Origin of the sequence: Neobacillus vireti, from assembly GCF_036962345.1 — a bacterium.
Classification (GTDB): domain Bacteria; phylum Bacillota; class Bacilli; order Bacillales; family Cytobacillaceae; genus Neobacillus; species Neobacillus vireti_A.
Genome location: NZ_JBALNB010000007.1, coordinates 94,541 through 120,697, shown reverse-complemented (window position 1 = coordinate 120,697; position 26,157 = coordinate 94,541). Strand labels below are relative to the sequence as shown.

The following is a 26,157-nucleotide window of genomic DNA, read 5'->3' as shown; positions in this document are numbered from 1 at the left end:
AATGTTTTATCTATCATTGTTCTTTCAATATGCCTCTCAATATTTAAAGACTAGGTTTACATATCGTGTTGATACGGTAATTGAAATCTTTTCAGATCTATTGTCACAAGCCGTCAATTTAATTTTCATTTTAATCGTATTTCGCCATACAGCTGCTTTAGGCGGCTGGAACCGTGATGAAATCATTTTTATTTATGGATTTTTCCTTGTTCCTTATGCCTTATTTTCATCCTTTTTTAACATATGGGACTTTAATGAACGTTATATTGTCAAAGGAGAAATGGACCGGGTCTTAACTCGCCCTGTTCACAGCCTTTTCCAAATTATCATGGAACGGATGGAACTGGAATCTTTATTTGGTGTCATTACCGGTTTACTGATTATGGGATATGCGATGGTGAACCTTGACTTAACCTTTGTTTGGTATGATGTTTTAATCTTTATCGTTATGGTTATGGGCGGAGCTTTTATTTATGCTGGGATCTTTATTTCGATTGCCACGATTGGTTTTTGGTCAGACAGCCGCACCGATATCATGCCCATGATGTACAATATCAGCAATTACGGCCGCTACCCTGTCAATATTTACAACAAAGTGATTCAATTTGTGTTAACGTGGATTTTACCTTTCGCCTTTGTCGGGGTGTATCCAGCATCATACTTTTTAAATAGAGAAGAATGGGTTGGCTACGCCTTTTTTACACCTGTGATGGGAATTCTTTTCTTCGGGATGGCGATTTTTCTCTGGAATACCGGCGTAAAAAAATATCGCGGGGCTGGGAATTAATATTTTTTATTAAGGAAAAGTTTTACAGATTTGCTGTATTTATTTTTGGATGTACTTAAAATAGATATAAAAGCTTCCGGCCAGATTCAGGTCGGAAGCTTTTAAAATCGGGGTAATATACCAAATTGAATTTCACCATTCCATGGCCGGCAAGCTTGCAGCAGCTACCTCCGTTGCAATCCCCCGTTGTTTATGACCCATAATTTTATTTAAGATTTGACTGACTAGTTTCGTGAATAGAGGGTGGTCCCGGTGCCTTGGATAGGGAAGACGGACAGGAACTTCGAGTACAACCCTCCCTTCCTCAATTAAAATGACTCGGTTCGCTAACGCTACTGCTTCCTCAACATCGTGGGTCACCAGAATTGCTGTTAATTGCTTCTCACTCCACAATCCTTCAATCAATTCATGCATTTCGAGTCGGGTCAAAGCATCTAAAGCACCGAGCGGTTCATCTAGTAATAACAGTTCCGGCTCATGAATCAGTGCTCTAGCAAGTGCTACCCTTTGTTTTTGACCCCCTGAAAGCTCAGAGGGCCAAGAAGAGGCACGGTCCGCCAATCCTACTTGTTTCAGGACTTTATCAATCTGGTCTTTCTGAGCTTCCTTTTTTAGCCCCAGTGCTACATTATCATATACCTTTTTCCAAGGGAGAAGCCTTCCATCCTGGAACATGATTTTAGCCAAATCATTACGCCCTTTTAATTCCATACCGTTTACGACTAATTTACCTGAATTGGGTGCTTCGAGACCCGCCATAATACGCAGTAAGGTGCTCTTGCCGCAGCCGCTTTTTCCAACGACTGCAATAAACTCTCCCCGATTTACCTGTAAATCAATACTTCTTAAAACTTCATTCCCATCAAATTCTTTACGGATATTTGAAAGGTCGATTATCGGTTGTTTCGTTGCCATCTTCTTTTCCCCCTCTTACTTCTGATGGCTTGGATGCCATTTTAAAAATTGTTTTTCCGCTAGCTTTGCCATCACATCAGACAGTTTTCCTAATAGTGCGTAAAGCAGAATACTCAAAATCACGACATCCAGTTGCATAAATTCCCTAGCATTCATTGCCATGTAGCCAATTCCCGAATCAGCGGCAATCGTTTCCGCCACAATTAATGTTACCCAGGTAATTCCCAGCGCAAATCTTACCCCGACAAGGATGGATGGTAATGCAGCGGGAAATATGACATGCCAAAACAATGAAAATCCTTTTAGTTCATATACATACGCCATTTCAATCAAGGAAGGGTCAACCGAACGAATTCCATGGTAGGTATTTAGATAAATTGGGAAAAACGTTCCAAGGGCAACGAGAAATAGTTTCGCTTCCTCACCAATCCCAAACCACAGGATTACAATGGGCAGTAATGCCAGGTGCGGGATATTGCGGATCATTTGAATTGATGAATCCAGCAAACTTTCTGAGATTTTCGATATACCGTTAACCAACCCTAATGCAAAACCGATTCCCCCGCCAATCAAAAACCCAACAAAGGCTCTTTTGGTACTGGTCCAGACATCCGATACAAGCTGGCCGTTCTTCATCAGGTCACCGGCTGCAGTAAAGATATCCAGCGGATTTGGGAGTACTCTATTGGAGAGTATCCCGGTGGAAGAAGATACTTGCCAAGCGATAATTAATACAGCAGGAAAAATCCAAGGTAAAATTTTTTTCGTTTTCATTTGCCTCCTACCTCACTGCCCTATTTTTGGGTAAAATGCTGTTGGCCACAATCTCACCAAATGGACTGACGATGGTTGAAGGCTTTAGTCCCTCTAAATTCAAGTGTGGGAACAATAACTCCGATACGCGGTAGGCCTCTTCCAAATGTGGATAGCCTGATAAAATAAACGTTTCGATTCCAATTTCCTCGTATTCTTTCATTCGTTTGGCCACTGTTTCTGGGTCTCCAACTAGAGCGGTACCCGCACCGCCTCGTACCAACCCGACCCCAGCCCAAAGGTTAGGGCTGATTTCTAAATGATCTCTCCTGCCTCTATGAAGCTCTGACATTCTCTTTTGTCCAACAGAGTCCATCCGGGAAAAGACCTTTTGTGATGCAGCTATCATATCGTCATCGACATACTTAATTAACTTGTTGGCCGCGTCCCATGCCTCTTGTTCTGTCTCCCGAACTATGACATGGAGGCGGATGCCGAAACGAACTGTTCTTTCTCGTTCCTGAGCTAATTTTTTCACAGCTTTTATCTTTTCTTCGACTTGCTTTGGCGGCTCGCCCCATGTTAAATAAACATCGACATGATCCACCGCAATTTGCTGTCCAATTGCCGAAGAGCCCCCAAAATAAAGTGGAGGATATGGTTTCTGAACTGGAGGATATAATTGCTTAGCCCCCGAAACCTCTAAATGGGTACCTGAATAATTCGCTTCTCCTTTTTCAAGTAGGTCCTTCCAAATCGTTAGATATTCATCGGTCAGCTCATACCGTTCTTGGTGAAATAGATGGATTCCATCACCCGCAAGTTCCACAGGATCGCCACCGGTTACGACGTTAATAAGAAGTCTGCCATTCGATAACCGGTCAAAAGTTGCAGCCATCCGGGCTGCATTGGTTGGCGACATAATACCAGGACGAACTGCCACCAAAAATTTCATACGTGAGGTTACCGGAATTAACGAACTCGCAACCACCCAAGCGTCTTCGCAGGATCTTCCAGTCGGCAGTAATGCACCCGTAAATCCGAGATTGTCAACGGCTTGAGCGATTTGCTGGAGATAAGGAGTATTCACTTCTCTTCCCCCGGTCGTTACACCTAAATATCGTGAGTCTCCATGCGTGGGAATAAACCAAAATACATTCATCATATTTCCTCCTCTTACTCTTTTGGGTTCCATTGTGCTTCGGATGTGCTAATTTCCATCGGGATTAACTGTAGTTCAAAAAATTTGTCGGCAATTTCTTGTTGATCCTTAATTCGTTCCTTCGTAATCTTTTCAATGCCGAATGCTCTGCGTCCGAGTACGACTTCCAGTGTTTCCTTATCGATTCCGATTTGCGGAACTAAATATTCAGCTGCTTCTGATTGGTTATTCTTCACCCACTGCTCTTCTTTTCCTAATTCCTCAATCAGGATTTCAAGAACCTTCGGATGTTTTTCGGCAAATGTCTTAGAGGCTAGGAAGAACTCACGATTATTGACTAGCCCTGTACCATCTGCCAAAATACGAGCTCCTGTTTGTTTTTGCGCTTCTGCTAAGAATGGATCCCAAATGACCCAGGCATCCACAGCCCCTTTTTCAAAGGCAGCTCTTGCATCTGATGGAGGTAAAAAGGCCGTTTCGATATCTTCATATTTCACTCCATTTTCTTCCAATGCTCTAACTAACAAATAATGAACATTAGACCCTTTGTTTAAGGCTACCTTTTTTCCTTTTAAATCTTTAATACTCTTAATCTCTGAATCTTTAGGAACAAGGATTCCCTCACCCTTTGGATTAGCCGGCTCATTAGCGAAATAGACCAATGGAGCGCCTGCTGCCTGAGCAAAGATCGGAGGTGCCTCACCAGTATGCCCGAAATCCAGGCTGCCTACATTTAATGCTTCTAGGAGCTGAGGACCGCCAGGAAACTCAATCCATTCTACCTTATATCCCAGAGGCTCTAGCTTCTTTTCCAATGTTCCTTTTGCTTTTAGGAAATTCAGGGAACCAAACTTTTGATAACCGATGTGAATGGTTGCACTTCCACTCTTATCCGCGGAAGCCTTTTCTGTGAAATTTTGATTGGTGCATGCACTTAGTAAAAATAAAAACAGTGTCATGCTAATCAGCATGAATTTATTTCGTATTGACTTCATTGGTATACCTCCTGATTTTTCTGTATTTTTTTAATACTGTATTAAAAGGTCTAAGGATGCCTGTAATTCAACCACGGCTGATTCCAGTCTTTCTTTAAGGTGAAGGTCAATGAAATTTAACTGCTCACCGGAATAGCTTACCTGTGAATCAACGATATAGACTCCTTGAGGGATTTCACGTGCACCAAGGGTAGAAAATAAAGGTTTAAATGCATATTCCAGTGTCAACAGATGAGCAATCGTCCCACCTGAGGCAATCGCCAGCACTTTTTTTCCACCCAGACTTTTCTCCGGCAGCAAATCAAAAAAGCTTTTCAAAATTCCTGGGAAACTGGCTTTATAAACAGGACTCACCACAATCAGTGCATCTGACTGTTCTACTAACTGTAGGGCTTTCTTTATTTCTGGATGGTTAAACTGTGCATGTAACAGCGCTTCGGCAGGAAAATCCCTAACGGAAACCTGTTCTACCTCATTTCCTCCTTCTACGAGGATATTACTGACAAATGAAGCAATGGCTGCCGTTCGTGAAACAGTGGCAGGGCTCCCTGAAATAATTAAGATTTTAGACATTTACATTACTCCTTTTTTTAATAAATTATTTTAAAAATAAAAAGGCCCCTAACCCTTTAATAAGTTAAGGACCTTCAGCTGTCTGATCGGTCGTCATGATTATTCGATTTGCCCCTAAATTACTGTGGGGATGGGATGTTTTGTTTAATTGATTAATCTTGTCTCCTTTCTTTTACAGTCTTCCTAATAAAGTCTCCCACATGTTTCCATCCTAAATTTAGTAAAGGAAAACAAAATAGGCCCCGCAATATTTAATCTTGAGATTTCAACATTGCAAGGCCTTCAGTGGTCTGATCGAACCTTCATTATTCCGATTGGTTAACTATGAATTAATTTATCAAAATTTTCCAACATTGTCAACCATTTTTTTACGGGTTGAATCTTGAGTGATTTAGTCAAGATTATATGCTGGGAAACTTAATTGATCGATTCAATGTATGGGGAGGCCAAACAGGAGGTGATAAAAAAGGCTTGGTACAGATGACTTACTTTACAAGGTACTTTTTCACGCCAGTCATGGGAATCCTTTTCTTTGGTATTGCTATTTCTCTGGAATGCAGGCGAAATAAATATCGTGGGGCTTGGAACTAAAATTTTTCTTCTAGTAGTAAAGACTGAAAAGTGCCAGGCACCTTCCATTATTACCGAATGGTGCCAGGAACTTTTTTAATATTAATAATATTACCATTAAATGGAATTATTAAGTTGTTCATCAACAGGGATAACAGCATCGGTTAATTCTTTTTCCAACTCTTCTTTATATTGAGCACTTTGTTTCTGATTCCAGCCAAATTTCTCTTCCATGAAAGCAATGACTTCATCCTTCCACGAATGGACCCAGTCGATGTTGAAATATAACGCCCCGGTTCTGCGGATAAAAAAGTCTGCAGGGGTCGTTACCATTTCATGCTCAATCGAATACATGACTTGTGCATAAACGCCCCTTGTTAGCTTTACCTTTTCCAATTCATCATAGATTCTAGCGTACTTGAAAAGTTCATCCACATTTGATCCGTATATTTGAACGAACCTGCGTCCTTCTTCCTTTGTCAATCCATAACCCGTTGCTCCCTGTTCCTTAAGGGTAATAAGTGATTGAAAACCTTTCGAGCCTCCAACATTCCCGCCTGAAATTGGAAATTTTTTGGTTCGTGCTTCTTTAAACTTTTGCCCTTTTTCATCGAGGCGTGCTGCAATCAAGTCCACTACGGATTCTGCCATCTTCCGATATCCGGTTAGCTTCCCACCCGCAATCGTTATAAGACCACTCTCCGCTTCCCAAATTTCATCTTTACGGGAAATCTCTGAAGGGTCCTTTCCTTCTTCATATATTAATGGACGAACACCGGCCCAGCTTGATTCAATGTAATTTTCAGTTACCTTAACCTCTGGAAACATAAAATGAATGGCTTTTAGTAGATATTCACGGTCTTTTGTCAGCATTTTAGGATGTGCTGCGTCTCCATCATAGAATGTATCGGTTGTTCCCACATAAGTTTTTCCATCACGGGGAATCGCGAACACCATCCGTCCATCTGGAGTATCGAAGTAAACCGCTTGACACAGCGGGAAAACAGACTGGTCGATCACCAGATGGACACCTTTCGTTAATCGCAGCTGCTTATTATTTCGAGCGTAATCTTTTTTCCGAATACTATCGACCCAAGGACCTCCTGCATTCACCACTTTGTTCGCCTGAATAACAACTACCTTATTTGAAAGCATATCCCTTACCTTGACACCGGTTATCACATTATTATGATAGATAAACTCCTCAGCTTTTACATAGTTCAACAGATGAGCCCCATTCTCAAAGGCCGCTTTTAACACTTCAATCGTCAAACGGGCATCATCGGTTCGGTATTCTACGTAATACCCTGCGCCCTTAAGTCCTTCTTTTTTGACCAGCGGCTCTTTTTCAATGGTCTCATTTCGAGAAAGCATGCTGCGGCGCTCCGATTTTTTCACTCCAGCTAAAAAATCATAAACCCGTAAGCCGATCGATGTACTTATCGTACCGAATGTTCCGCCTTTATGCAGCGGGAGGAGCATCCATTCTGGTGTGGTGACATGTGGACCATTTTCATAAACGATAGCCCGTTCTTTTCCCACTTCCGCCACCATTCCCACCTGAAACTGCTTTAAGTAACGCAACCCGCCATGGACCAGCTTTGTTGATCGACTAGAGGTACCTGCAGCGAAGTCCTGCATTTCCACTAATGCCACTTTCATTCCTCGAAGGACCGCATCCAAAGCGATTCCGGCACCGGTGATGCCTCCGCCGATAATCAACATGTCATATTGCTCCTCTGACATGATGTTAAGCCCCTCTTCTCTTTTTAATGCTGAAAATAATTCTGACATTATTAGTTCCTCCTATGTGAAGTTTCATTAAGTATAAAAAAGAGACCAAAAACTGCATTATAGCAAAAGCTATAACTTCGTTTTTGGCCTCTCCACATCTCATACCGTCAACTATTAACTTATTATTATTATAACTTAGTATTTCATCTTAGAAAAGGTAAAAAATGCTTATAAAGTAATTTCTACAATCTGCCTTTAAAATGGTCCCAAATTTCTTTATTGGAAGTGGTAATTGACTCAGCTCCAGCTTCAAGAACATTTTCGGCATCCTCTACCGTGCGGATTAGTCCGCCTGCAATAATTTTTGTCTGTGTACGATCTTTTATTTCTTTAATCATGGAAGGAATGACGCCCGGCAGGACCTCCACATAATCTGGTTTTGTCTTTTCAATAATGGCGTAGCTCTTTTCTAATGCATAAGAATCCAATAAAAACATCCGTTGAATGGCGATTACCCCTTTTTGTTTCGCTTTTAGGATCACACCAGACTTTGTTGAAATAATGCCTAATGGCTTGTATTCCTGACAAATAAATTCTGTTCCATATTCATCATTTTTTAATCCTTGTATAAGATCCAAATGATAAATCATTTTCTTCCTATGTTGCTTAGCCATCAACGCGATATTCTTTAATTGTGCAATATGAACATCCAAGAATAAGCCAATCTCATAGTCACTCGTTAAGAATTTTTCGAAGTCCCGTAAGGAAGTCGAAGCAGGTAATATTTTATGCATCTTTGACCTCCCGCTTTTTAATAATGAAACAGACTTACTTATTTAAACGCCATCGCAGCTTTTACTGCCTTTTTCCAGCCATTGTATAGTTTTTCTCGATTTTCTTCTGTCATTGCTGGTTGGAAATTTTGGTCAATTGCCCACTGGCTTGCAATCACTTCCTGGCTTTCCCAGAATCCTGTTGCGAGACCGGCAAGATAGGCAGCTCCGAGGGCGGTGGTTTCATTCACCACTGGTCTTTCAACAGGGACATTTAACAAATCACTTTGGAACTGCATGAGGAAATTGTTCCTTACCGCACCACCGTCTACCCGGAGCGTTTTCACTTCAATACCAGAATCACTTTCCATTGCACCTAAAACATCCTTCGTTTGATAACCAAGGGACTCCAATGTTGCCCGAACAAAATGCTCTTTTGTCGTCCCGCGTGTTAACCCAAACACAGCACCGCGAACATCACTATCCCAATAAGGTGTTCCTAACCCAACAAAAGCAGGAACAACATACACTCCATCAGCTGACTCGACTTTTCTTGCTAATACTTCACTATGTTTAGCATCCTTTAATAATCGTAACCCATCTCGAAGCCACTGGACAGCTGAACCAGCAACGAAAATACTGCCTTCCAGCGCATATTCTACCTTTCCATTTAGTCCCCAGGCAATGGTCGTGAGAAGGCCATGTTCAGAACGAACTGCTTTTTCGCCTGTATTCATCAACATAAAACAACCTGTACCATACGTATTCTTGGCCATTCCTTTTTCAAAACATGCCTGCCCAAATAAAGCAGCCTGCTGGTCACCCGCCGCTCCAGCAATCGGAACTTGCTGTCCAAAAAAATGATAATCTATCGTGTGCGCATAAATTTCAGATGATGATTTTACTTCTGGAAGCATCGATTTAGGAACTCCTAAAATGTTTAACAATTCCTCATCCCAAGTTAAATCATAAATATTAAATAGTAACGTCCTTGAGGCATTACTGTAGTCTGTGACATGTGCTTTCCCGCCAGACAACTTCCAAATTAACCAAGTGTCAATCGTGCCAAATAGCAATTTCCCTTGTTCTGCTTTTTCTCTGGCATCCTCTACATTGTCTAGAATCCATTTAATCTTTGTTCCTGAAAAATAAGCATCGATTAATAAACCCGTTTTTTCTCTAAACAGGTTATTATATCCTTTTTCCATTAACTCATCGCAAATTCCGCTCGTTTGGCGTGACTGCCATACAATGGCATTATAGACTGGATTTCCCGTTTCTCGATCCCAAATGACAGTCGTTTCACGCTGATTCGTAATACCAATCCCGTATATCTGTTCAGGCTTCGTTCCCGATTCAGTTAAAACACCGGCAATAACAGCCAGTACAGAGCCCCAAATCTCATTTGCATTATGTTCAACCCAGCCTGGTTTAGGAAAATATTGTGTAAATTCTTTCTGAGCAGAATGGACAATTTCACCTTTTTTATTAAACAGAATGGCCCTCGAACTTGTCGTTCCTTGATCTAAAGATAAAATATATTTTTCCATTTCAATCTATTCCCCTCATCCGTTAAAATGTTCTGCCCCTTTACTTCCTAAAAATTTAACCATATAAAGAACTGACGTAAAAAAATAGAGACTTACACAGAAGAAACCTATTAAAATAGGTTAATCAGTGTGAATCTCCTAGTCTCCGACACAAAATGTTAACTTAAATAAATTGTATTCCACGTTGTAAACGTTGTCAATATATTACATCTTATAATATAAACAGGTAATAAATATATACTATCAAGTAAATAGTAATGGTGTGTTTGATTTGTGATGATCTTTTGATTGTTAGAACATATTCCTGTTAAGTAGGTGGATCCCTTGGACTTTCCGACTATACATACAAACTTTTGGGACGCTGTGATTGCTGTTCCCATGGTCATGTTGATTACTCAGCTAATAAAGATTTTTTTCCCTATAAAGAAAAAATATGTTCCGACCATAGCGCTTATCCTTGGTTTATGCATTTCTATTTTTATCAGCCATCGTCACCATTTCATAGCAGGTCTTTTTATGGGTTGGTTTTATGGATATGCTGCCATTGGTTCATATGCTTCATTAAAAACCACACTGTTGGCATTTAGAAAACAGATATGAATAGAAAAAGGGAAAAATCCGTGGCATCAAACAGATATAATGAAAAAGTTGTCGATATCCTCTTTATAGGTATCCAAATCATTTGTATCATAGCACTTTTTAAAATTAAAAACTTCGACTATATGAGAATGATATGATTTTGGAGAAAAAACAGAACTGGCGGATCCCTTTTTATATTAGGGTCGTAACTTTACTTTCCATTACGTTTAACGACCTACTTGGTGACTATTTTAATCTATATGTAACCTCTTGGATGTATGACAGATTGCAGCATATATTTGGCACCTATGCCTTGGCACTTTGGATATTTTTTGTCATCCAGCAATTTATTAAAATAAAATTAACCAACAAAAGACTGACCATTTTATTTTTACTAATTCTTTCATTAGCATTGGGTACGATTTATGAATTATTGGAGTTTATGGAAGATGAAATTTTTAAACCGATAATCAAAAATCAACCCAGCCTGCTGGATACAAACCTGGATTTACTATCCGATTTAATAGGCGGAGTGATGGCTGTGTTCCATTATCACCTTTCAATGTATTTAAAAACATTTCGATTTCCTTTTGAACAAAGGACTACTTCTAGATAATTACATATTTTTGTGAGGTGAGTAATTGGGTATGGAATTTATTGGAGAAACCCTGCTTTTACTTGTTGCCAGCACCCTTCTCCTTAGGCTTGCTGGAAAAAAATCTATTGCTCAAATGTCCAGCCTTGAGGTCATAATCATCTTAGGTATTGGAACCACAATGGGACATGCAATCAGAGAACACAAGCTTTGGCAAATAATAGTAATTTTAACTTTGTTTGTGATTTATCTAGTGTTCGTTCAATATCTACAATTAAAGTTTACGATTATTCACCGCTACATATCAGGTAATGCCATTATTGTTATACTTAATGGTCAAATTGAATTTGACAACTTAAAAAAATTACGAATGACAACTGAACAACTTGAAGCTAAACTCCGGCAAGAAGGCATTTCGTATATTTCTGATGTAAAAACCGCTACACTCGAATCCGATGGCGGGTTAGGGTATGAATTAATGGAACATGCTCGACCGATTACCCGTAAAGAGTTAATAGAAAGTCTTCACAAAGATCAAAAAGGTAATATACCAAATAACCAAACCAATAAAGATGACAATATATTCGAGAAAGTTCCAGGCTTCTTCCCCATTGCTAAAAGTCTATCTAATAAAAAGTAAAGTCCACCGAAGGGAGAATGGTGGACCAGTGTTACCAGTCTATTGGATAACATTCTTTGGGTTCGAGTCGATAAATGCCTTTATATTTTCAACTGCTATATCCAAAAGCTTGGTGCGTGCTTCCTTCGTAGCCCAAGCTATGTGTGGCGTGATAATACAATTTTTTGCATGCAGCAGAGGATTGCTATCCTCTGGAGGCTCTACCGCCAGCACATCCAGTCCTGCGCCGCCAATCTTTCCTGTATTGAGCGCATCTGCTAAATCTTTATTATTGACTAACTTGCCGCGTGACGTGTTAATAATAATAGCGGTTGGTTTCATCATTGATAAATTTTTGGAGTTTATAATCCCTTCCGTTTCCTTGGTCAATGGGCAGTGCAAGCTAACGACATCAGATAACATCATCAATTCATTCAAATCGCACCATTGAAAATTAGGCAGGTCCATTTCGCGATGATGATTGCCATATGCCAAAATATGCATTCCAAAAGCTGAAGCAATTCTGGCAGTTTGTAGCCCAATTCGTCCTAAACCGATAATGCCAATCGTCTTACCTGCCAACTCAACAAGCGTAGTTCCAGAAGCACCAATCAGGATTCTTTCCCCACTGCCCGTCCATAACGGCATCACTGTGGCGCTGCACATGATTGCAATGTTCAAGAATCAGCGCAAATACCATTTGAGCCACTGATTCCGTACCATAAGCGGGAATGTTCGTTACTACGATTCCTCGTTCTTTAGCAGCCTGAATATCGACAACATCGAAGCCTGTTGCCAATACCCCAATATACTTTAGTTTAGGTAGACAGTCGAGAGTACCCCTGCTTAAGGGGGTTTTGTTCGTTAAGACGATTTCAGCGTTTACAGCTCTTTCTACAATAAGCTCCTCAGGTGTCCGGTCGTAAATAGCAATTTCCCCAATCTGAATCAATTCACTCCAACTTAAATCACCAGGATTTAATGCATAGCCGTCTAAAACACATATATTCATAGTAACAATTCCTCTCTGTCATTTTTTAATTTCTATCTATAATAAAAAATAACAGATTAAAAGCAAAAGGGGAAATTGGCAAAATACCATTGCCCCTTTTTAACTTATCTATTTAACTGCTTTACTTTAATAGGCTTCGTTTCTCTGCTTAGTTTGATGATTTCTCCAATAATGCTGATAGCAATTTCTTCTGTTGTTTCCGAGCCAATTTCTAATCCGGTGGGCGAATGTACCTGCTCCAGCTGTTCTTCTGTGATGCCTTCACTTTTTAATTTTTCAAATATAGTTATCGTTTTGCGCTTGCTGGCGACCATCCCCACATAGGCTATTGGAAATTGCAGTGCCGTTTTTAATACAATATCATCACGGTCTTTTGTAACAATGATCACATATGACCTTTCTGTTGGTCCGGCCTCGAGTAAAGCCTCGCCAATATCCTCATTCACAAAAATGTTGGTTGCATTGGGAAAGCGTTCTTTCGTAGCATAACCAATACGGTCATCCACCACGCAATAGGGATATTCAAGCATATCCGCGAGCTTTGCAAGAGCAGAAGCCAGATGTCCGGCGCCGGCCAAAATGAGTTCTGGTCTGCTTTGATAGATTTCAATAAACACCCTTATTGTACCGCCGCAATTCATTTGAATTCCGTCTTTCGCATGTTTATTCAATTTGTATTCAACGATTTTTGATTTCCCCATTTGAAGAGCTTTTACACTTTCTTCAATGATATAGTGTTCAGCCAAGCCCCCTCCGACCGTGCCTTCAATCGTACCATCCCGATAGACAATCATTTTCCCAACATGCCTGGGAGTCGAGCCTTTTGATTCAATAATCATCGCTAGTGCAAAGTTTTCGTTTTGGCGAGTCAGCAAAGCCACTTTTTCCATCAGTAGCATGACTAGCTCCCTCCTTTATCAACATGGTTTTGTTAAAACAAATTTTGTTTTTCCATAGAATTCCTTATGAAGGACCAATCTCGTTGGGATTTCTTATGATTAGTCCTTCATCCCCCTCATGAAGGACAAATCTCACTGTAATCTTTTCTGATTTGTCCTTCATCGAATTATTAAACCGCTTCCCAAGAAATCAGCAACGAAAATTAACATAGCTTTTTACCATTCGTTCGGTGGGTATTGCTTTCTACTAAGAAAATAACGTAAAAGATTTAAGGCGACTGTTTTTCTATATACGGCTGTGGAGCGCTGATCGTCGATTGGTTTGATGATTTTATCGAAAGCTGCCACCACCTGAGCGATGTCAGCATCCACTAACGGGATGGTCTTCCCAAGCAGTTTCTTCTCTATATCAACGGACCGAACCATCGTAGGTCCAACCGCCCCAAAGGCAAAGCGAACATCCTCAATGACAGCGCCATTTGCCCGAATATAACCTGCAAACCCCACTTTGGCAATGGCATCTGCGTTGCGGTTGCCCACTTTCTCAAAAACCACATTAGCCCCTTCTTCTAATACGGAGGGCAAAATAATTTCGACTAAAATCTCATTAGAACTCCGTTGAATCCTTCTCACACCTTGAATAAAATCACTAATGGAAACCACACGTTCACCAGTAACAGACCGCAGTAAAAGTTTTGCGTTATATACATATAAAAGTGGCAGTGTGTCACCCGCGGGGGAAGCGTTGCAAATATTGCCACCCAATGTCCCTCTGTTTCGAATCGCCGGTGCCGCAATAGCTTTGATTGCGTCCTTTAAGGCATTAGGAATTAACGGGTTTTCTAGTAATTCACTATAGGTGCAGCATGCGCCAATATAGACATCCTTACCTCTTTTGTACACCCGCTTTAGCTCAGAAAGATGATCAATAAAAACGACCGGTTTCGTAATTTTCGGAGGCACTCCCCTGCGACTTTTGTGAAGGACCATGACATCGGTTCCTCCAGCCATAATCAAACAGTTTTCTTTACTCAATTGGCTCAAGGTTTCGTCCAACCTTTCGAATCGGTACGCGATTATTTTTTCTGCCATAAGCCGTCCCCTTTTTTCGCTGCCAGATTAATCGCATCAACAATCATGTTGTAGCCCGTACAACGGCACAGGTTCCCAGAAATCCCTTCACGAATTTCAGCTTCTGAAGGATGCGGATTTTTGAATAAAAGGGCGGCACTTGCCATCACCATCCCAGGAATACAGTATCCGCATTGCACTCCACCGGCATGGGAATAGCTCTCATCTAAAATCTTAAATTGCTCACTTTCCATGATCCCTTCGATCGTAACAATTTCGGCGCCATCAATTGCGCCAATCGGAATCAGACAGCTGTTTTGCAGAAGGTTATTCACAAACACGCAGCAGGCTCCGCATTCTCCTTCCCCGCAGCCTTCCTTTGTTCCAATTAACTGATACTCATCTCGAATTAAATCTAGTAATCTTGTTGTAGGCGGAGCGCCCGTTACTATCGTTCTTCCATTAAGAGTAAATGTAATCAACCTTCTTCACCTTCCTCCATCCAAAGACGTTCAATTATGACTTCAGGTGTAATTGGAATTTGCTGAAAAGAAGTTTGCAGGGCATCCTCTATTGCACCTTGGACAGCTGGTGCGCCGCCAATTAATGTCAACTCACCTGCACCCTTGGCGCCGTATGGTCCGTCTGCATAGGGGTTATCAAAAACCTTGCTTTCAATTGGCACAACATCCAATGAAGTCGGAGGACCGTAATCGGATATGCTTTTTTGTTGGATTCTTCCTTGTTTTGACGTCATTTTTTCTAAATAGCCGTACGCCAATCCTTGAGCTAAACCACCGTCTATTTGCCCTTTCATCACTCTGTCATCGATGACCTTTCCTACTTCATAATTGGCGTATACTTTTTCCAACTTTACATTTCCGGTCAACGTATCTACTTCTACTTCCACGATATTTACACCCCATGAATAGGCAGGGTATGCATCCCCCGTAAAAGTTTTCTCATTCCAAGGAATCATTTCGCGATGAACATAGTCCTCTACCACTTCCTGTTCTACCCCTGATTGCCACTGAGCCTTCAGTTTTTTTGCAGCACGTTCAAGTAATTTACCAACAATCATCGTCGTCCTGGATGCTACGGTCGGACCAGAGTCGGGAACTTCTTTTGTATCGGGAGCTGGGTAAAGGACATTTTCAAATGGAAGGTCTAATTCTTTGGCAACAATTTTACAAAGCGTGGTGTAAATGCCTTGTCCCATATCAGAATTTGATATTTTTAGAGACACCTGGTCGTCCTTTGATTTGACCAACTTTACCTTTGCTTTAATATGGTCTCTCTCCCCGCTGCCTGTAAATCCACAACCATGGAGAAACAATGAAGTTCCCATCCCTTTTTTAAAACGCAGGTTTTGCTGATTGAACGTTTGAAACTCTGTTTTTTTCTTTTTGTAATCCGAGGTATTGAGCAAGTCTTCTATCATTTCTTCCATTAAAATTGGATCGCGGAAATTTCCTTTGGTGATGGTGGGGTCTCCTTGTTTGACGAGGTATTTTCGTTTATAGTCAAGTGGATCGATGTTTGCTAGTTTACTAAGATGACCGATATGACTTTCAATTCCAGCAAAGCTTTGGGGCGCACCAAAGCCTCTGAAGGCACCATTTGGAACGGTATTGGTTTTTAAAACATAGCCTTTGGCATGAAAATGCGGAATTTTATAAACACCCGCACTATTTAGTAATGCACGCTGAAGCACGACAGAGCTTAACCCCTCATTCGCTCCTCCATCTAGAAAAAGATCTACACACATGCTTAAAATATTTCCTTCCTCATCAAGGGCGGTTCGGTATTTAAATTTGGCCGGGTGCCTTTTTGTCGTCACCACCATATCTTCTGAACGGTCGAACACGAGCATTATCGATTTTTTGACTGCCTTTGCAGCTATAGCTACGTGACACGCCATCATCGAAGGAAACTCTTCTTTTCCGCCAAAGCCCCCGCCGGTAGGGCTTTGCACCACTCTGACGTCATCGTCACCACACGCTAAAGCATTTATTAAAGCATTTTTTATATAATACAGACACTGCATCGATCCCTGGACGACAATTTCATCATCCTTATAAATCGCGAGCATTCCTTGTGGCTCCAAGTAGACATGCTCCTGATAACCGGTTTCATATTCTTCTTCGATTATTTTGTAGGCTTTCTGCTCAATAGCTGAAATGTCTGCTAAGCTTTCCCCAAATTCATAGCAAGCCATCGTTACACCTGGGTCTAAAATTTGTTTTATCGCTTCGTCTAATGTATAAATAGCCTCATGTTCTTCGATTTCGACCTTCATTTCATTTAATAACTGGTACAGTATCTCTAGGTCTTTTCCAACGAGCATGAGAATCGGCTCACCAATATAATTGACCCACTTATTGGCAAAAATGGGCTGATCTTCTTTGATAATTTTGACATAGTTCGGTCCAGGTATATGCTCTGCACCAACCGCTTCATATCCTTCCGGAAGGTTTGGTAATTGAATGGATTTGATTTTTCCATAGGCAATAGGCGACCGATAAAGTACGCCATAAACCATGTTTTCTACTTTCACGTCACTAATATAGGGCATCTGTCCAGATACTTTTCCTTTATGATCCTTTCTGGGCACTGAGGTGCTTATGTCTTTAAGATTCATTCCTTCCAACAACACCCTTCGACTCATTTTTTAAAAGCTGACATATAATGAATAGAATCCTCTTCCTACGATTCTATAAATAAGAGTGATGAATTATGAATCATTTCAATCAAGAATTTTTGTAATAAAAAAGCAGTTTGATTCGGTTTGGAAGGCTGAATCGAATCAACTGCGTTAAATGTAATTTTTTTATTATTAATACTCATCATTTACTGTGCTTTGTAATAAATAGGGAACTTTATCGTTTTATTCTTAAAATCAATCTTTGGAGTTAAGTCCTTTGACGTTTTTTTTAATTCAATTACTCCTACATCGGTAATGCTAAAACGAGCTATATATTCATCTTTATTATTAATAATTACGTATTCATCTTTGTTTGTAAATAAAGCAAAATTGAATTGCATTATGAGTTTCCAATTGTGAACTAAATTGTATTTTTCTAAAGGCATGACATGTTCTTCGAACTTTATTTCTTCCTTCGGCTTTTTTTTTTGTTTATTGTCATTCCCCGCCACTGACTTCTTCTCCTCTCTTTTTACTCATTTAAATAAACTATGATTGTTTTTGTATCCGAGTGTGTATGTTTGTACCAAAAATAAAAAGAGTTTATAAATACCCACTGAAAAGGCGTTTGCATGAATTTCAGACGCCTTTTTGTATTTTTAGAAACTGTTTATGCAAATTGCTGATTTTGTCTTAACCCTTATGGTAAATGTCCAAACCATTCTTGTCTTAAGAAATATATATAAAGGGATATTTATTTTCGGATTTCCAAGAGGTGGTGAAGATATGGGATTTGGATACGGTTGTGGCGGTTATGGCTATAGTGGCGGGTATAGTGGCGGCTATAACGGCAGTAGCTTTGTACTAATCGTTGTATTGTTTATTCTGTTGATTATCGTACTGTCTAGTTGGTGTTAGTTCTCAAACTGCCTTTTTTATATAAACTTCTCAATTTAAAAGGAAGGTGAATAAAATGCCACTTTTTGGATTTAACCGAAGAGATCGGTTTTTTCGTAACAACTTTAGAAGAAGACCGTTTTTTCCCTTTGTATTTGTATTTGATATAGAGAGAAGAAGACGTTTTGATGGAAGAAGAAGGCGTAGATTCTATTAACTTTAAAAGTAGGTCCATATTGTCTTTACTTTTTTGGACCACTCAATGATTTGAGTGGTCCTTTCAATACCAATTTTTTCGTTGATAGCAGATTACGATTGTTGTGAACTATAAGGGGCAATTACGTATTAATAAAGTATTCATACTGATTTTTTCTGATATTAGGCATCTTTATCGAATTTGAACTTCTTAATAAATCGATGGATAAAAGGGGTGACTTCTTTAATTATTGGTTTTAATTGTTTAGATGTTGTAACAAACATATCGATTGTTTGCTTAAGCAATTCGACATCAACATTGTTAAAAAGATTTTCTATCTGGTTTTGAATGGATTCTGTTCTGGTTTTATTTTCTTTTCTCCTAAAACCAAGTATCCAATCATCGTTCCGTCGCAATCTGTTATCAAAAGAAGATTGCTCTTTTTTTTCGGACTCGGGCAATTCTTTTGAATGATTATCGCCTTCTTCGTAAGTTTCTCTATGTTTCTTGTTTCCAAACATTAATCTTGAAAACAGGTCAACTTCTCCATTCGATTCCTTTTTCTGTTTATTTACAATCTCCTCCATAACGTCTTCCTTCTTCACTAATCTTTTTGATAAACTATGATTGGTTTTGTTTCAGAGTGTGGGCGTAGGTACAAAAATCAAAACACACAACATTAAAAGCCAAAAATAGCTTTATCATAATAATCAATGGCTTTTTGGTAATCCTCCGGCGTATCCACATCCATGATTACTCCTGGGTCATCTACATCGATGTATTGCTTTTCGAAGCCGTTAAGAACCATTCGTAAATTACTTTCTGGATTGGTTTCGAGAATTTTCTGTTTCACATCGCTAGATAATTTAATGGGGTGGCCCCCTTTACAATGGAAACTGGGAATCCCTACGTGCCCTAGGTGTTCTTTTAGTATCTGAAGTGTTTCTTTTTTAACAACTGGGCAATCTCCAGGTGTGATAAAGAAGGTTGGGGCATTTATCTCGCTCACTCCCTTTTGAATGGAACGAAACATTCCCTGGTTAAAATTTTCATTATAAACAGACTTCATCTGAAAGGAATAAGTTTTTTTTCTGCTGATCCTTGCCAGTTCCTCTTCAATCAGCTCGGCTTGAAACCCGGTTACAACAATGACCCTGCTGCATAATCCTTCGAATTTAGAAATCGTTTGCTCCAACACCGTTATTTGACCTAGCGGCAAGGTCATTTTAAATGCATTCGCACGACTGGAATATCCAGCAGCTAAAACGATTGCTTCCATTTTTTCACCTTCTACCTGAAACTTGTCTTCATATTTTGTCTTTTGTTCACATAACCATTTACTGATGGTCCCTTTATCTACTCTATTGCTGATTAGAATTTGTATACCTCAAGACAGAGTTCACCATGTTGACAAATATATCATTCTCACAAAATGATATTTCTTTCAACATAATTAATAGTTTATTATAATTAAAATTGAGAAGAATTTTCCATTTTTCAGATTACAAGAGGGGAATTTTTCTCCACTTACTTTAACAGATAGGGAGGAGCAAAACGTATGAAAGACAATGGTAACATTGGAAAGTGCCCGTTTCATGGCAGTGCTACAAGTACAAAATCGAGTGGTACGTCAAATCGAAACTGGTGGCCAAACCAGTTGAACTTGAACATTCTCCATCAGCATGACAGAAAATCTAACCCGATGGGAGAAGATTTTGATTATGCAGAAGAATTTAAAAGGTTAGATTACGCTGCTCTAAAACAGGATCTTCGCGATTTAATGACAAACAGTCAAGATTGGTGGCCTGCCGACTATGGACATTATGGTCCATTCTTTATCCGTATGGCTTGGCATGCTGCAGGTACATACCGTACAGGTGATGGCCGCGGTGGAGCTGGAACGGGTAACCAACGTTTTGCTCCTCTTAATAGTTGGCCTGACAATGGTAACCTTGATAAAGCCCGGCGACTGCTTTGGCCGATTAAACAAAAGTATGGGAACAAGATCTCTTGGGCTGACTTATTTATTCTAACAGGGAATGTCGCGATTGAATCAATGGGCGGGAAAACCTTTGGTTTTGGTGGAGGACGCGCTGATATTTGGCATCCTGAAGAAGACATCTACTGGGGTACTGAAACCGAATGGTTAGGTGATAAGCGTTACACGGGTGATCGAGAGCTTGAGAATCCACTTGCAGCTGTACAGATGGGTCTAATCTATGTGAACCCAGAAGGGCCAAACGGTACTCCAGATCCGATTGCAAGTGCTCGTGACATACGCGAAACCTTTGCACGTATGGCAATGAACGATGAAGAAACCGTAGCACTAATCGCCGGCGGACATACTTTTGGTAAGGCACACGGTGCAGGCGATGCTGCACATGTTGGTCCAGAACCAGAAGCAGCTCCAATTGAAGCAATGGGCTTAGGCTGGTTAAGTACCCACGGCAGCGGTAAAGGTCATGATACGATAACCAGCGGTATTGAAGGTGCTTGGACTGCGAACCCAACACAGTGGGATAATGGTTACTTTGATCTATTATTTGGCTATCAATGGTGGCTTACCAAGAGTCCTGCAGGTGCGTATCAGTGGCTTGCTGTAAACCCTGACGAAAAAGACCTTGCCCCTGATGCTGAAGATCCATCTGTTCGTGTTCCGACAATGATGACTACCGCGGACATGGCATTACGTTATGATCCAGAATATGAAAAGATATCACGTCGTTTCCATGAGAATCCAGAGGAGTTTGCTGAAGTATTTGCTCGTGCGTGGTTTAAACTTACACACCGTGACATGGGACCTCGCACAAGATATCTAGGCCCAGAGGTTCCGGAAGAGGAGCTTATTTGGCAGGATCCTGTCCCAGCCGGCAATTATGGATTAACAGATACAGACGTATCCGAACTGAAAGAAATCATCTTAAATTCAGGACTTACCATCAGCGAACTAGTAACTACAGCTTGGGCATCTGCTAGTACTTTCCGTGGTTCAGATATGCGCGGCGGTGCGAATGGTGCCAGAATCCGTCTTGCTCCACAGAAGAATTGGGAAGTGAACCAGCCAGAAATCCTTGAAAAAGTACTTCATGTGCTGGAAGATTTACAAAGTAATATAGAGAAGGAAGTTAGTCTTGCCGATTTGATTGTATTAGGCGGCTGTGCTGCGATTGAAAAGGCTGCACAAAATGCAGGCTTTGATGTAACCGTTCCATTTGCTCCTGGACGCGGGGACGCAACGCAAGAGCAAACAGATGCAGATAGTTTTGCCGTACTTGAGCCGATTGCTGATGGGTTCCGCAACTATCAGAAGGAGCAGTATTCTGTCAGTCCAGAAGAGCTCCTAGTAGACAAGGCACAACTCTTAAATCTTACTGCACCAGAAATGACTGCTCTTATTGGAGGTATGCGTGTTCTGGGTACAAACTATCGTGGTACCCGTCACGGGGTATTTACTGATACTGTTGGCACACTCACCAACGACTTCTTCGTGAACTTACTTGATATGGGAATAGAGTGGAAACCTGTAGATGAAAAAGTCTACGAAGGACGTGATCGTCGTTCAGGCGAAGTTGTGCGGACAGCAACAAGAGTGGACCTAGTGTTTGGTTCAAATTCAGTTCTGCGTTCCATTGCTGAAGTTTATGCTCAAGATGATAACAAAGAGAAGTTTGTACGTGATTTTATTGCTGCCTGGGTTAAGGTAATGAATGCTGATCGTTTCGATCTTAATAAAGCTGAACTTAACCTTAATAAAACAAAACAAACAAGTAAGTAAGATAGAAAGAAACCCGCCAGCGATTTTTTCGACGGCGGGTTTTCTTTTGATGGTTTTATACAGATTTCTTATCTTTATACTTATAGGACTTGGGTGACACGTTATAATACTTTTTAAATGTTTTTAAAAAATAGCTTTTACTTTCAAAACCTAGCTCATAAGCAATCTGTTCTACTGACTTTATCGAGTGATCTAGTAAATCTATCGCTTTTTCCATTTTAACTCTTGTCACATATTCAACAAAACCTTCTCCTGTTTCTTTCTTGTACATTCTACTGAAATAACTAGAATTTAAATGTAGATGGGCAGCTACTTCTGTCAAAGTAATCTTTTCGCCAATATGGGTTTGTACATACTTTTGCGCTTTTAATACATCCTCATTTTTATTCGTCATCTCTAAAAATTTGGTTACTTTTAAGTGCTGGTTACTTGTATAACGTTCTTGGTCCAACTTAGTCTTTAATCTTTCAAGTAAAGCCATGATAGTTGTTTCTTCCATTGATTCTTTTAAAATATAATCATAAGCTTCTAATTTTATAGCTTGTTGTGCAAAGGAAAACTCATCATGGCAAGAAAGGATCACATTATATGAGGTGATATTTGATTTTCTCAATTGGTCAATTAATTCAATGCCATTTAGTTTTGGCATACCAATATCGGTAATCAATACATCATAAGGGTTTTCTTGCATAAATGTTAAAGCCTCATTACTATCTTGAAAGCTTGCGACTACTTGGAAGTCATAGTCCTGCCATGGAATAACTTTCTTCAAAAATTCAATCACGATCACATCATCATCCACCAAAACTACTTCATACATCCTAACCACCTCTTATTGACCGGAATTTGAAACGTTAACGTTGTTCCTTCACCTTCAATACTGTCTATGCTCAATAGAAATGCTTCTCCATAAATCAATTTCATTCTCTGGTAGACATTTTGTACCCCTATCCCGTTAAACGATTTACTACTTTTTACAGTATCATGACGATTTGGTTGAAAAATTTTCTTTCGCAATCCTTCCAGTGTGAGCTTATCCATACCTTTACCATTGTCTGAAATAATTAGCTCCAGATAAGTATTTATTTGTTCACTTGCGATGATTTTAATCGTTTCCTTTTTATTATTATTACCATGAATGATTGCGTTTTCAATAATAGGTTGCAAGAAAAATCTTGGTACTTGAAAGCTAGAGGCTGCTTCGTTCACATCGATTTCTAATTCGACATTATGTTGGTGCCGAAAATTCATCAAATCTACATAGTGCTTCACAATCATTAACTCTTCTTCTAAGGGAATAAAAGCATTGTTACGATTAATCGTCATTCTTAGAAGTGCTGATAAAGAATAAATGAGAGAAGCACTGCCAGTATTACCCTCCATTTTTATTTTCAAGCGAATTGCATTTAATACGTTAAATAAAAAATGTGGGTTAATTTGTGCTTGAAGCATTTCTAATTCAGCATTTCTTTTTGCTTCTTCTTGAATTTTAATTTGTTCAATCATGTCCTCAATAGTATCCAACATATGGTTAAAGGAATGGCCTAACTGAGCGACGTCATTATTTCCGGACAGATGGATCCTAGCTGTTAAGTCCCCCTGTTTAATTGCTTTTGTTACGTGGTGTAATCTTGTGATCGGTTTCGTAAATTCACGCACAAGCATGATTAATCCAAGTAAGAATAAAGCTAAAAAAACACCTTGAATTAAAATCGTTGTTCTCGTTACCCTATTAATAGACCCAATTGTATCATTATATGGCACAAGACTGACCAACCTCCAATTCGAATAAGACACTGGATAGGAAACCAATAAATGCTTGTCATCCTGGTAGTCAACAATTTGATAATCAGCATTCATTACATCATAGGGTAATATCGTTCCTACTTCATCTGTATTCAAACTAGAATAGATTTCTCCTGACTTGTTTGTCAAATAAAATTTAGCTCTCTTTTCACTTTGAATTTGACTAAAAAGCTTCTTAATCTCATTTTCTTTTAAACTAATTATTAAATAAGAATTGAAGGAACTCGCTCTTTGAATTCTTCTTCCAATGGTAATCAGATATGGGTATGTATCTCTTTCAGAATTAATATAAGTGGGATGTGCGCCTAGCCAATATGTTTGATAAAAACTTAAGTGATCTAATTTTTCAAACCATGGTTCTTCTTTGAAGTTCAATGGATTAAAATCTATTTGAGAATAATTGGTGTAATATAAGTTATCATTAAACAAGATGGTAATATACAGAGGCATTAATAAATCAGTAATCCCAGACAATTCATTCGATATTTTACTATAATTAAGAGCCACTTCTTGTTTTACACTGGGTGAATCTGCATCAATTAACTTATGCGATTTTAGTAGCTGATTCATTTTTGTATCAAATTGAATAAAATTTGAGGTATACATTATATCATCTAACATATTCTTTATACCTAATTCAATCATTCTTAAATCATCTTCTGATTGTGTTGCTGCACGTTGTTCCAATACATCTTTTGTAAAATAGTTCGAAACGATATAGGTCCCAATCCATGGTAATAATATACAAAGAATGATTGAAATGATTAACCTCGTTCTAAGGGACATTTGCTTAATATGTTTCCAAAATACCTTCATTGATGTTCACCGCTTCCAATAGGTAAAAAGCACAAAAAATAGAGAGAAAACATTTCTGTTTTCTCTCTATTATATCATGAATATTCTAATTATTTATTCGCATCTACAACCGCTTGTATTTTTTCTTTGATGTTTTTCATCGTCTTATCAAGATCCTGTTCACCAAGGAGATATAATTCTACCTCTGCCCCAAATTCAGTATAAACTTCATTAATATATGGAGCTGGTGCAATGACTTCACTTGCCACTACCGAGGTAAGTGCATTCTTCAATGATTCCATATGGATTGCATCAGGCTTTTTGGTTCCATTCACCACTGTTTCCAACGCTTTGTCCATATCTGCTTCCTTCCATGACGGTACCCAGTTTCCTTGTTCTACAATACCTTCTGTTGTCAACCAACGCATGAAATCATAGGCCTCTTGCTTGTGTTTTGAGCTTTTTGCAATAGAGATTAAATCCCCGCCCATCACTGCAACTGCTTTATCACTTTCCTTATTTTTTGGCCATGGTGCCCAAGCGATTTCGAATTCTGGTGTAAATTGACCCCATTCATTAATCATAAAGCTGCCGGCAGGCACCATTGATGCGGATTGACTAAAGAATTGCTGACGATAATCCATTTTTTGCGATAATATTTCAGTAAATGGAACAGATGATTTATCTACATTTTCTAATTGATTTCGTAATTCAAGAGAAGCGCGTACCATAGGGTCATTAGCATTAGAGCTGCCATCTTCTTTTAAAATCAAATTATCTTCTGCTTTACTCATTACTTTTAAAACAGAATGGAAGTTATGCCATGAGTGTAAATAAGAACCATAGTGACCATCTGCTGTTAGTTTTTTAGCGTATTCTGTATATTCATCCCATGTCCACTCAGTTGGAATCTCTAAGCCAGCCTTATCAAGATGTGCTTTATTTAGCATAATAAGCATCGTGATATTTTTCATCGGCAAGCCATAGTACTCACCATTAAATTTCGGATAGCTATTATTGTATTCTTTATTAATATCCATACCTTCTTCTTTAGCAAATTCAGTAATTGGTTCAACCAGTCCTGCATCCACTCGTTTTGCTAGTTCTTGAGAACTGTTGAACAAAATTAGATCCATTTCATCACCAGCGGATGCCATTAAATCTAACTGTTTGAAATAATCCAAAGAGTTCATGTTTTCTACAAGTGGGATAGATTCCACTTTAACACCTGGATGCGCTGCTTCATATTTTGCAATGACACTTTCCCATTTTCCAACATCCTCATTGATCCAGTGGACAAATTTCAGCGTAACTTCTTCATCCTTTTTATCCGATTTTGAATCATCTGACGAAGCTTTATCGTTTCCGGAACATGCAGCTAACATAAATATTGCCAAAAGTCCGACTAGAAACAATGAACCCCATTTTTTCATGATAATTTCCCCCTTATTTTTAGT

At 39.4% G+C, this 26,157-nt stretch carries 26 protein-coding genes; 6 read left to right on the top strand and 20 right to left on the bottom strand.

What is annotated here, in order from left to right:
- The first annotated feature begins 1 nt into the window (after window position 1).
- Entirely contained in the window at window positions 2-787 is a 786-nt protein-coding gene (locus V7108_RS08075) for an ABC transporter permease (RefSeq protein ID WP_335567834.1), read from the top strand.
- Between the two features lie 132 nt (window positions 788-919).
- Here V7108_RS08075 and V7108_RS08070 read toward each other — a convergent pair whose 3' ends face one another.
- The 8 genes from V7108_RS08070 to glpK form a co-directional block, all read right to left on the bottom strand.
- Window positions 920-1,702 (bottom strand): ABC transporter ATP-binding protein, encoded by a 783-nt coding sequence (locus V7108_RS08070; RefSeq protein WP_335567833.1) that lies wholly within the window; start codon window positions 1,700-1,702, stop codon window positions 920-922.
- A gap of 15 nt (window positions 1,703-1,717) precedes the next feature.
- The gene (locus V7108_RS08065; protein WP_335567832.1) at window positions 1,718-2,476 is read right to left on the bottom strand and encodes an ABC transporter permease subunit; all 759 of its coding nucleotides are present in this window, start codon (window positions 2,474-2,476) and stop codon (window positions 1,718-1,720) included.
- 7 nt (window positions 2,477-2,483) lie between these two features.
- Window positions 2,484-3,617, bottom strand: coding sequence for an FMNH2-dependent alkanesulfonate monooxygenase (ssuD, locus tag V7108_RS08060; RefSeq protein WP_335567831.1), 1,134 nt, complete (start codon window positions 3,615-3,617; stop codon window positions 2,484-2,486).
- Between the two features lie 14 nt (window positions 3,618-3,631).
- Window positions 3,632-4,612, bottom strand: coding sequence for a sulfonate ABC transporter substrate-binding protein (locus tag V7108_RS08055; protein WP_335567830.1), 981 nt, complete (start codon window positions 4,610-4,612; stop codon window positions 3,632-3,634).
- Window positions 4,613-4,642: 30 nt separating this feature from the next.
- On the bottom strand, window positions 4,643-5,185 hold the full coding sequence (gene ssuE, locus V7108_RS08050; RefSeq protein WP_335567829.1) for an NADPH-dependent FMN reductase: 543 nt from the start codon (window positions 5,183-5,185) through the stop codon (window positions 4,643-4,645).
- Between the two features lie 687 nt (window positions 5,186-5,872).
- Entirely contained in the window at window positions 5,873-7,549 is a 1,677-nt protein-coding gene (locus tag V7108_RS08045) for a glycerol-3-phosphate dehydrogenase/oxidase (RefSeq protein ID WP_335567828.1), read from the bottom strand.
- Window positions 7,550-7,731: 182 nt separating this feature from the next.
- Window positions 7,732-8,283, bottom strand: a complete 552-nt coding sequence (locus V7108_RS08040) for a glycerol-3-phosphate responsive antiterminator (protein ID WP_335514673.1) — start codon at window positions 8,281-8,283, stop codon at window positions 7,732-7,734.
- A 38-nt stretch (window positions 8,284-8,321) separates the two neighbouring features.
- Window positions 8,322-9,812, bottom strand: coding sequence for a glycerol kinase GlpK (gene glpK, locus V7108_RS08035; protein WP_335567827.1), 1,491 nt, complete (start codon window positions 9,810-9,812; stop codon window positions 8,322-8,324).
- Between the two features lie 324 nt (window positions 9,813-10,136).
- Here glpK and V7108_RS08030 point away from each other — a divergent pair, with 324 nt between their 5' ends.
- The 3 genes from V7108_RS08030 to V7108_RS08020 all read left to right on the top strand — a co-directional run bounded on the left by V7108_RS08030 (window position 10,137) and on the right by V7108_RS08020 (window position 11,626).
- Complete coding sequence (locus V7108_RS08030; RefSeq protein WP_335567826.1) at window positions 10,137-10,412, top strand: hypothetical protein; 276 nt, start codon at window positions 10,137-10,139, stop codon at window positions 10,410-10,412.
- 139 nt (window positions 10,413-10,551) lie between these two features.
- Window positions 10,552-11,007 (top strand): hypothetical protein, encoded by a 456-nt coding sequence (locus V7108_RS08025; RefSeq protein ID WP_335567825.1) that lies wholly within the window; start codon window positions 10,552-10,554, stop codon window positions 11,005-11,007.
- A gap of 31 nt (window positions 11,008-11,038) precedes the next feature.
- A complete protein-coding gene (locus tag V7108_RS08020) occupies window positions 11,039-11,626 on the top strand; it encodes a DUF421 domain-containing protein (protein ID WP_335567824.1) in 588 nt (195 codons plus the stop codon).
- Between the two features lie 39 nt (window positions 11,627-11,665).
- Here V7108_RS08020 and V7108_RS08015 read toward each other — a convergent pair whose 3' ends face one another.
- The 7 genes from V7108_RS08015 to V7108_RS07985 form a co-directional block, all read right to left on the bottom strand.
- Window positions 11,666-12,253: an NAD(P)-dependent oxidoreductase gene (locus V7108_RS08015; protein ID WP_335567823.1), complete on the bottom strand. Its 588-nt coding sequence runs from the start codon at window positions 12,251-12,253 to the stop codon at window positions 11,666-11,668.
- The gene (locus tag V7108_RS08010; RefSeq protein ID WP_335567822.1) at window positions 12,189-12,617 is read right to left on the bottom strand and encodes a hypothetical protein; all 429 of its coding nucleotides are present in this window, start codon (window positions 12,615-12,617) and stop codon (window positions 12,189-12,191) included. The genes V7108_RS08015 and V7108_RS08010 overlap by 65 nt, the downstream gene beginning before the upstream one ends.
- A gap of 104 nt (window positions 12,618-12,721) precedes the next feature.
- Window positions 12,722-13,516: an XdhC family protein gene (locus V7108_RS08005; RefSeq protein ID WP_335567821.1), complete on the bottom strand. Its 795-nt coding sequence runs from the start codon at window positions 13,514-13,516 to the stop codon at window positions 12,722-12,724.
- A gap of 216 nt (window positions 13,517-13,732) precedes the next feature.
- Entirely contained in the window at window positions 13,733-14,608 is an 876-nt protein-coding gene (locus V7108_RS08000; RefSeq protein WP_335567820.1) for an FAD binding domain-containing protein, read from the bottom strand.
- Window positions 14,593-15,069, bottom strand: a complete 477-nt coding sequence (locus tag V7108_RS07995) for a (2Fe-2S)-binding protein (RefSeq protein WP_335567819.1) — start codon at window positions 15,067-15,069, stop codon at window positions 14,593-14,595. Before V7108_RS07995 ends, V7108_RS08000 begins: the two co-directional genes overlap by 16 nt.
- Window positions 15,066-17,228, bottom strand: a complete 2,163-nt coding sequence (locus tag V7108_RS07990; RefSeq protein ID WP_335568127.1) for a xanthine dehydrogenase family protein molybdopterin-binding subunit — start codon at window positions 17,226-17,228, stop codon at window positions 15,066-15,068. The genes V7108_RS07995 and V7108_RS07990 overlap by 4 nt, the downstream gene beginning before the upstream one ends.
- A gap of 209 nt (window positions 17,229-17,437) precedes the next feature.
- A complete protein-coding gene (locus V7108_RS07985; RefSeq protein ID WP_335567818.1) occupies window positions 17,438-17,743 on the bottom strand; it encodes a hypothetical protein in 306 nt (101 codons plus the stop codon).
- 274 nt (window positions 17,744-18,017) lie between these two features.
- On the opposite strand from V7108_RS07985, the gene V7108_RS07980 reads away from it, so the two are divergent.
- Window positions 18,018-18,149, top strand: a complete 132-nt coding sequence (locus tag V7108_RS07980) for a YjcZ family sporulation protein (RefSeq protein WP_335567817.1) — start codon at window positions 18,018-18,020, stop codon at window positions 18,147-18,149.
- Between the two features lie 357 nt (window positions 18,150-18,506).
- Here V7108_RS07980 and V7108_RS07975 read toward each other — a convergent pair whose 3' ends face one another.
- Together V7108_RS07975 and V7108_RS07970 are read right to left on the bottom strand one after the other, a co-directional pair.
- On the bottom strand, window positions 18,507-18,911 hold the full coding sequence (locus tag V7108_RS07975; protein ID WP_335513418.1) for a hypothetical protein: 405 nt from the start codon (window positions 18,909-18,911) through the stop codon (window positions 18,507-18,509).
- Window positions 18,912-19,003: 92 nt separating this feature from the next.
- Entirely contained in the window at window positions 19,004-19,603 is a 600-nt protein-coding gene (locus tag V7108_RS07970; protein ID WP_335513420.1) for a nucleotidyltransferase family protein, read from the bottom strand.
- 279 nt (window positions 19,604-19,882) lie between these two features.
- Here V7108_RS07970 and katG point away from each other — a divergent pair, with 279 nt between their 5' ends.
- A complete protein-coding gene (katG, locus tag V7108_RS07965; RefSeq protein ID WP_335567816.1) occupies window positions 19,883-22,099 on the top strand; it encodes a catalase/peroxidase HPI in 2,217 nt (738 codons plus the stop codon).
- 55 nt (window positions 22,100-22,154) lie between these two features.
- Here katG and V7108_RS07960 read toward each other — a convergent pair whose 3' ends face one another.
- The 3 genes from V7108_RS07960 to V7108_RS07950 all read right to left on the bottom strand — a co-directional run bounded on the left by V7108_RS07960 (window position 22,155) and on the right by V7108_RS07950 (window position 26,133).
- Entirely contained in the window at window positions 22,155-22,919 is a 765-nt protein-coding gene (locus V7108_RS07960) for a response regulator transcription factor (RefSeq protein ID WP_335513423.1), read from the bottom strand.
- Window positions 22,907-24,721, bottom strand: a complete 1,815-nt coding sequence (locus V7108_RS07955; protein WP_335567815.1) for a cache domain-containing sensor histidine kinase — start codon at window positions 24,719-24,721, stop codon at window positions 22,907-22,909. The genes V7108_RS07960 and V7108_RS07955 overlap by 13 nt, the downstream gene beginning before the upstream one ends.
- A gap of 89 nt (window positions 24,722-24,810) precedes the next feature.
- On the bottom strand, window positions 24,811-26,133 hold the full coding sequence (locus V7108_RS07950) for an ABC transporter substrate-binding protein (RefSeq protein ID WP_335519241.1): 1,323 nt from the start codon (window positions 26,131-26,133) through the stop codon (window positions 24,811-24,813).
- Between the last annotated feature and the right edge of the window lie 24 nt (window positions 26,134-26,157).

Coding starts and splice junctions, on each gene's coding strand:
- V7108_RS08075 (WP_335567834.1), top strand. CDS start 2: ATGTTTTATCTATCATTGTTCTTTCAATATGCCTCTCAATATTTAAAG.
- V7108_RS08070 (WP_335567833.1), bottom strand. CDS start 1,702: ATGGCAACGAAACAACCGATAATCGACCTTTCAAATATCCGTAAAGAA.
- V7108_RS08065 (WP_335567832.1), bottom strand. CDS start 2,476: ATGAAAACGAAAAAAATTTTACCTTGGATTTTTCCTGCTGTATTAATT.
- ssuD (WP_335567831.1), bottom strand. CDS start 3,617: ATGAATGTATTTTGGTTTATTCCCACGCATGGAGACTCACGATATTTA.
- V7108_RS08055 (WP_335567830.1), bottom strand. CDS start 4,612: ATGAAGTCAATACGAAATAAATTCATGCTGATTAGCATGACACTGTTT.
- ssuE (WP_335567829.1), bottom strand. CDS start 5,185: ATGTCTAAAATCTTAATTATTTCAGGGAGCCCTGCCACTGTTTCACGA.
- V7108_RS08045 (WP_335567828.1), bottom strand. CDS start 7,549: ATGTCAGAATTATTTTCAGCATTAAAAAGAGAAGAGGGGCTTAACATC.
- V7108_RS08040 (WP_335514673.1), bottom strand. CDS start 8,283: ATGCATAAAATATTACCTGCTTCGACTTCCTTACGGGACTTCGAAAAA.
- glpK (WP_335567827.1), bottom strand. CDS start 9,812: ATGGAAAAATATATTTTATCTTTAGATCAAGGAACGACAAGTTCGAGG.
- V7108_RS08020 (WP_335567824.1), top strand. CDS start 11,039: ATGGAATTTATTGGAGAAACCCTGCTTTTACTTGTTGCCAGCACCCTT.
- V7108_RS08015 (WP_335567823.1), bottom strand. CDS start 12,253: ATGCCGTTATGGACGGGCAGTGGGGAAAGAATCCTGATTGGTGCTTCT.
- V7108_RS08010 (WP_335567822.1), bottom strand. CDS start 12,617: ATGAATATATGTGTTTTAGACGGCTATGCATTAAATCCTGGTGATTTA.
- V7108_RS08005 (WP_335567821.1), bottom strand. CDS start 13,516: ATGCTACTGATGGAAAAAGTGGCTTTGCTGACTCGCCAAAACGAAAAC.
- V7108_RS08000 (WP_335567820.1), bottom strand. CDS start 14,608: ATGGCAGAAAAAATAATCGCGTACCGATTCGAAAGGTTGGACGAAACC.
- V7108_RS07990 (WP_335568127.1), bottom strand. CDS start 17,228: ATGAATCTTAAAGACATAAGCACCTCAGTGCCCAGAAAGGATCATAAA.
- V7108_RS07980 (WP_335567817.1), top strand. CDS start 18,018: ATGGGATTTGGATACGGTTGTGGCGGTTATGGCTATAGTGGCGGGTAT.
- V7108_RS07975 (WP_335513418.1), bottom strand. CDS start 18,911: ATGGAGGAGATTGTAAATAAACAGAAAAAGGAATCGAATGGAGAAGTT.
- V7108_RS07970 (WP_335513420.1), bottom strand. CDS start 19,603: ATGGAAGCAATCGTTTTAGCTGCTGGATATTCCAGTCGTGCGAATGCA.
- katG (WP_335567816.1), top strand. CDS start 19,883: ATGAAAGACAATGGTAACATTGGAAAGTGCCCGTTTCATGGCAGTGCT.
- V7108_RS07960 (WP_335513423.1), bottom strand. CDS start 22,919: ATGTATGAAGTAGTTTTGGTGGATGATGATGTGATCGTGATTGAATTT.
- V7108_RS07955 (WP_335567815.1), bottom strand. CDS start 24,721: ATGAAGGTATTTTGGAAACATATTAAGCAAATGTCCCTTAGAACGAGG.
- V7108_RS07950 (WP_335519241.1), bottom strand. CDS start 26,133: ATGAAAAAATGGGGTTCATTGTTTCTAGTCGGACTTTTGGCAATATTT.